The sequence below is a fragment of the Streptomyces capoamus genome, assembly GCF_014654935.1.
GTDB lineage: Bacteria > Actinomycetota > Actinomycetes > Streptomycetales > Streptomycetaceae > Streptomyces > Streptomyces capoamus.
In genome coordinates, this window is record NZ_BNBF01000023.1 from 49366 (window position 1) to 54681 (window position 5316).

The 5316-nt window shown below is 74.4% G+C and carries 6 protein-coding genes; 2 read left to right on the forward strand and 4 right to left on the reverse strand.

Annotated features, from left to right (window positions below):
• The coding region (locus tag IE312_RS42450) for an MFS transporter (protein ID WP_229900605.1) at positions 1-341 on the reverse strand (341 nt) is incomplete at its 3' end.
• 131 nt (positions 342-472) lie between these two features.
• Here IE312_RS42450 and IE312_RS29900 point away from each other — a divergent pair.
• Positions 473-1336, forward strand: a complete 864-nt coding sequence (locus IE312_RS29900) for a peptidoglycan-binding domain-containing protein (protein ID WP_189985403.1) — start codon at positions 473-475, stop codon at positions 1334-1336.
• A gap of 762 nt (positions 1337-2098) precedes the next feature.
• Here IE312_RS29900 and IE312_RS29905 read toward each other — a convergent pair.
• Positions 2099-2767, reverse strand: a complete 669-nt coding sequence (locus tag IE312_RS29905) for an HAD-IA family hydrolase (RefSeq protein WP_189985404.1) — start codon at positions 2765-2767, stop codon at positions 2099-2101.
• A 170-nt stretch (positions 2768-2937) separates the two neighbouring features.
• Positions 2938-3519 (reverse strand): TMEM165/GDT1 family protein, encoded by a 582-nt coding sequence (locus tag IE312_RS29910; protein WP_189985405.1) that lies wholly within the window; start codon positions 3517-3519, stop codon positions 2938-2940.
• 386 nt (positions 3520-3905) lie between these two features.
• Here IE312_RS29910 and IE312_RS29915 point away from each other — a divergent pair, with 386 nt between their 5' ends.
• Positions 3906-4550, forward strand: a complete 645-nt coding sequence (locus IE312_RS29915; RefSeq protein WP_189985406.1) for an HNH endonuclease family protein — start codon at positions 3906-3908, stop codon at positions 4548-4550.
• A gap of 98 nt (positions 4551-4648) precedes the next feature.
• Here the strand turns inward: IE312_RS29915 and IE312_RS29920 are convergent, their stop codons facing one another.
• Positions 4649-5266, reverse strand: coding sequence for a DedA family protein (locus tag IE312_RS29920; protein ID WP_370467630.1), 618 nt, complete (start codon positions 5264-5266; stop codon positions 4649-4651).
• Positions 5267-5316: the final 50 nt, after the last annotated feature.

The following is a 5316-nucleotide window of genomic DNA, read 5'->3' on the forward strand; positions in this document are numbered from 1 at the left end:
AGCTGCGGCATGTCCTGCGCCATGCCGCACAGGGCCGAGCCGATGAGGAAGATGACGATGGCCGTCTGGAACAGCCGTTTGCGCCCGTACTGGTCGCCGAGCTTGCCCCACAGGGGGGTCGCGGCGGTCGAGGCCAGCAGGTAGGCGGTGACGACCCAGGACAGGTGCTCCAGGCCGCCGAGGTCGCTCACGATCGTCGGCAGCGCCGTCGACACGATGGTCTGGTCGAGGGCGGCGAGCAGCAGTCCGAGCAGCAGGGCGCCGATCGGGACCAGTACGCTGCCCGGCACGTGTTCGCCGCTGCTCACGTCCTTCGCCGTGCCGTGCGTGTCCAGGGCCATGGAGACCTCCCGGGGCTCGGGGTGCACCTCTTCCATCGTGGTGGGTGTCACCGCTTACGGCCTGTTGAGTCCTGCGGAGGCGGAGGGAATCCGCATAGTCTCTGAAGTTCCCGAGGGGAGGGGAACCAGGCGTGACGGGAGAGCAGGGCACCAGGTGCCCGGAGTGCGGGGCTCCGCGGGGGGCGGACAACACGCCGTCGTGCGACTGCACCGAGCGGGCCGCCGAGGCCCTGCGCGAGGCGCGGTCGGCCGAGGCGGCAGCGGCGGAGGACTTCGATCCGCTGCGCATACGGCCGTACGTCGAGGTCCCGGACGCGGCACCGCCCGTGCCCGCGGCGACCACGGGCGGTCAGCGCGTGCACGTCTCCCCGCCGGACACCCCCACCCGGCCGCTTCCCGCCCTCTCCCCCGACCCCGTTCCGCCCGGGCGCCGCTCCCGCCGCACCCTGCTGCTGGCCGCCGGGGGCGCGGGCGCGGCGATCGTCGCGGCCACCGCGTTCGCCCTGCTGTCGTACCACGCACCGGCCCACGACCGGGCCGCCGGCGAGGTCAGGGAACGCATCCCGACGGCCCCGGCACAGCCGCGCACACCGGCACGGACCCCGCCGCCCCCACCGGCCCCGCCGCCCCCGGCACACATCCCTTCACCGACCCCCACACCGAGTCCCTCCTCGGCTGCCCCGTCGCCGTCCCCCACGCCCTCGCACACCGCGTCACCGGCCCCCTCCACCCCGACGGCGTCCCCCACCCCGGACACCACGCCCGCCGTGGCACCGGTCCTCCGCCTCGGCGACACCGGCCCCCAGGTCACCGAACTACAGCAGCGCCTGCGCCGGCTCAACCTCTACGGCGACCGGGTCGACGGCACCTTCACCCGCCCCGTGGAGGACGCGGTACGCAACTACCAACTGGCCCGGGGCATCACGGGCGACCTACTGGGCGAGTACGGACCGGCCACCCGGAAGAGTCTGGAGGCGGAGACGCGGGGACCGTAGGGCGCCGGGGGCGGGGGACGGGCCGGGGGGCGGGGGGTATGCCGGGGGGCACGCAAGGGGGCGCGGGCCACGCAGGGAGCACGGCATGCCAGGGGCAGGGGCCACGGAGGGGGTACGGGTTACAGAGGCGCGGCACGCCAGCGGGCGCGGCCCGCCCAAGCGGCGCGGGCCGACCGTGGGGCCGAGGGCCGACCAATAGGCGCGGCACACCCAAGGCGCGCGGGCTGGCCAATGGGTGCGGGCTGCCCAAGGGGCGCGGACCAGCCCAGGGGTGCGGGCCGGCCAGGGGACGCGACACACCCATGGCGCGCGGGCCAGCCAAGACGTGCGGCACGCCAGGGGGACGGGCCACGCAGGGGCACGGGCCACGCAAGGGGGCACGGGCCACGCAGGGGGGCACGGGCCACGCAGGGGCGCGGGTTACAGGGGCGCGGCACGACCAGAGGGCGCGGCATGCCAGCGAGTGCGGGCCACGCAAGGGACGCAGGCCGGCCAGGGGACGCGGCACGCCCCAGGGATGCGGGCCACCCAAGGCGCGCGGCACGCCAGCGGGCGCGGCCCGCCCAAGCGGCGCGGGCCGACCGTAGGGCCGGGGGCTGACCAACAGGCGCGGCCCGCCCAAGGCGCGCGGGCTGACCAACGGGTGCGGGCTGGCCAAGGCGCGCGGGCTGGCCAAGGGGCGCTGGTCGGCGTACCGGCGCGGCGCCGCGTCGTGGGAGCGTGGGTGACCCGTGGTCGGCCTGTTCGAGCGGCCGGGACGTCTCAGCCCAGGCGGAGCCGGACCGTGCCGTCCGGCAGGGGCTCGACCGCCACCTTCGTGAGGTCCCGCACCGCCACGTCCGGCTCGTGGCGGACCGCTCGCGGGCCCACCCCCACCACGGTCATCCCGGCGGCGCGCCCGGCGGCGATGCCTGCCCCGGAGTCCTCGAAGACGACGCAGTCCGCGGGGTCGACGCCCAGTTCGGCTGCGCCCTTGAGGAAGCCCTCGGGGTCCGGCTTGCTCGCGCCGACCGATTCGGCGGTGATCCGCACGGCCGGCAGCGGCAGCCCGGCGGCGTGCATGCGGGCGGTGGACAGGGCGACGTCGGCGGAGGTCACGAGCGCGTGCGGGACGCCGGCCAGCGCGGCGAGGAACGCGTCGGCGCCGGGAATCCGGACGACGCCGTCGGTGTCGGCGGTCTCCTCGGCGAGCATGCGCGCGTTGTCGGCGAGGTTCTGCTCCACGGGCCGGCCGGGCAGCAGGACGGCCATGGAGGCGTGGCCCTGGCGCCCGTGCACGACGCCCATCACCTCGTCGCCGTCCAGTCCGTGCCGCTCGGCCCAGCGCCGCCAGATGCGCTCGACGACGGCGTCCGAGTTGACGAGGGTGCCGTCCATGTCGAGCAGGAGGGCGCGGGCGGTGAGGACGGCGGGCGTGGCGGTGGCCGGCATCGGCAGCTCCAAGGGGCGGACTGGCCCTGTTGCGGGAGGGACAAGGCGGCCCCGCCCGCCGGTCAGGGAAAACGGGCGGGAGCCACTTTGTTTCTCCACGGTACAAAACATGCCGCGCTCCCGCCACCACCCCGCCGGGTCTTCACCTGACGTTCAGCTCGGCCCCCGGCTCAGCCGGCCACCGCCTCCCACAGGCTCCACACGCCGAGTCCCAGCATCAGCAGCGCCGCGATCTGCGTGATCAGCCGCAGCGGCACCCGCCTTATCAGGGCCTTTCCGCCGACGATGCCGAGCCCGGCGACGGCCCACAGGCCCAGCACCGCGCCGAGGCCGACGGAGAGCGGGTCGTCGTAGCGGGCGGCCAGGTTGGCGGTCATGATCTGGGTGAGGTCACCGAACTCGGCGACCAGGATGAGCATGAAGCCCGTACCGGCGACCTTCCAGAAGGACTGGTCGGCGGGCTTCTTGATCTCCTCGTCGCCCTCGTCCTTCTTCAGCAGCAGCATCGCGGCACCGCCGAGGAAGAGGACGCCGGTGACGGCGTGCACGATCTGCTGCGGGAGCAGGGTGAGCACGCTGCCGGCCGCGACGGCGAGCACGACGTGCAGCAGGAAGGCGGCGGCGACGCCCGCGAAGACGTACGAGGCGCGGTAGCGGGTGCCGAGGACGAGGCCGGCGAGTGCGGTCTTGTCCGGCAGTTCGGCGAGGAAGACGACGCCGAAGACGAGCGCCGTCACGGTGATGCTGATCAAGGTTCCTCAATCGGTCGGGGGCTGCCCCACCGAGAGTGCGGTACGTCACGCGATGACACCTCGGCACGGCAGCACACTGGGCGCCCGCGCCGAGGGGGCACGGGTGTGCACTGCTTGCCGAAGGTCTCGCTGGCGGGCCCCGCCGACACGCGGTCCGCCTCCGGGCGCCGGCTCAGGCTCGCTGAGCAGTATGTCGACGGTCCGGCGAAGAGCTACTCCCCTTCTGCGCTCCCCATCGTACGGGATGTGAAAGTTCCGTCGTCAACCTTGTCGTGACATGCGCACGTCACTAACTTCTTACCGAGCGCTCACCCCCCGGCCACACAGCACCGCGAGCATTCCCTCGCCCGTGCTCCAACGCCCCGACCCCACAAGGGAGTTCACGCATGTCCAGGTTCTACGCGCGTCGACGGACGAGCATACTCGCGGCCCTCACCGGCCTGATCGCCTCCGTCGCCCTGTTCAACTCCCCGAGCGCCTCCGCCGCCCTGCCCACACCGGTCAGCGCCGCCACCGCCCGCGGCTACCTCGCCCAGCTCACCGTGGCCACCGAGAACCGCACCGGCTACAGCCGGGACCTCTTCCCGCACTGGATCACCATCAGCGGCGCCTGCAACACCCGCGAGACGGTCCTCAAGCGGGACGGCACGAACGTCGTCACCGACTCCTCCTGCGCCGCGACCAGCGGCAGCTGGTACTCCCCGTACGACGGCGCCACCTGGACCGCCGCGTCCGACCTCGACATCGACCACCTCGTGCCGCTGGCCGAGGCCTGGGACTCCGGGGCGAGCAAGTGGACCACCGCGCAGCGGCAGGCGTTCGCCAACGACCTCACCCGGCCGCAGCTGATCGCCGTGACCGACAACGTCAACCAGGCCAAGGGCGACCAGGACCCGGCGACGTGGGTGCCGTCGCGTACGGCGTACCTGTGCACGTACGTGCGGGCGTGGGTGCAGGTGAAGTACTACTACAACCTGTCGGTCGACTCCGCCGAGAAGAGCGCGCTGACGAACTACCTGGCGAGCTGCTGAGGCACCGCACACCCGTGAGCGGGGCGGCCGACCGCGCCCCGCGGCACTTCCCCGGACCGCCCCCGCCCCCGGCTCCGCCGGGCGATCGCAGGCGCGCGTCAGGAGGCCGGGCGGCGGCGGACCAGGAAGCCCGCTGCCGCTCCCGCGCCGAACAGGGCGGCCAGGGAGACGCCCGTGGACAGCCAGGTGGCGCCGAGCCACTGGGCGCCGTAGTAGCCGAGGGCGACGCTGTAGCCGGCCCAGGACAGGCCGGCCAGGGCCGACCAGGGCAGGAAGTCGCGGGCGCGGCGGTGGGCGGCGCCGGCGCACAGGGAGACGATCGAGCGGCCGGCGGGGGCGAAGCGGGCGAGGACGACCAGCGCGCCGCCGCCCCGGGCGAGGGCCTCGCCGAGGCGTTCCTGCGCGGTGGTCAGGCGCCGGGAGCGGGCTATGGCCCGGTCCAGTCGCTCGCCGCCGCGCCACGCCAGCCGGTAGGCGACCAGGTCGCCGAGGACGGAGGCGGTCGCCGCGCACAGGATGAGCGCCAGGATGTCCGGCACCTCGTGCGGGACCTGGCCAGCCGCCGCGGCACCGGAGCCCGCCGCCGCGGCCGTGGCGGCCGTGATGACGAGGACACCGCTCGGCAGCACCGGCAGGAACACGTCGAGCAGCACCGACAGGGCCACCACGGCATAGACCCACGGACCGGCCGCCAGCGACCCCACGCTTTCGAACACCACGACTCCTGTCACTCCCCCGTAGACAGCCATACAGCGTACGCCGGGGG

Bases quoted from the DNA above. Each gene is read 5' to 3' on its own strand.
- IE312_RS29915 (WP_189985406.1), top strand. From the start codon at position 3,906: ATGTCCAGGTTCTACGCGCGTCGACGGACGAGCATACTCGCGGCCCTC.
- IE312_RS29905 (WP_189985404.1), bottom strand. From the start codon at position 2,767: ATGCCGGCCACCGCCACGCCCGCCGTCCTCACCGCCCGCGCCCTCCTG.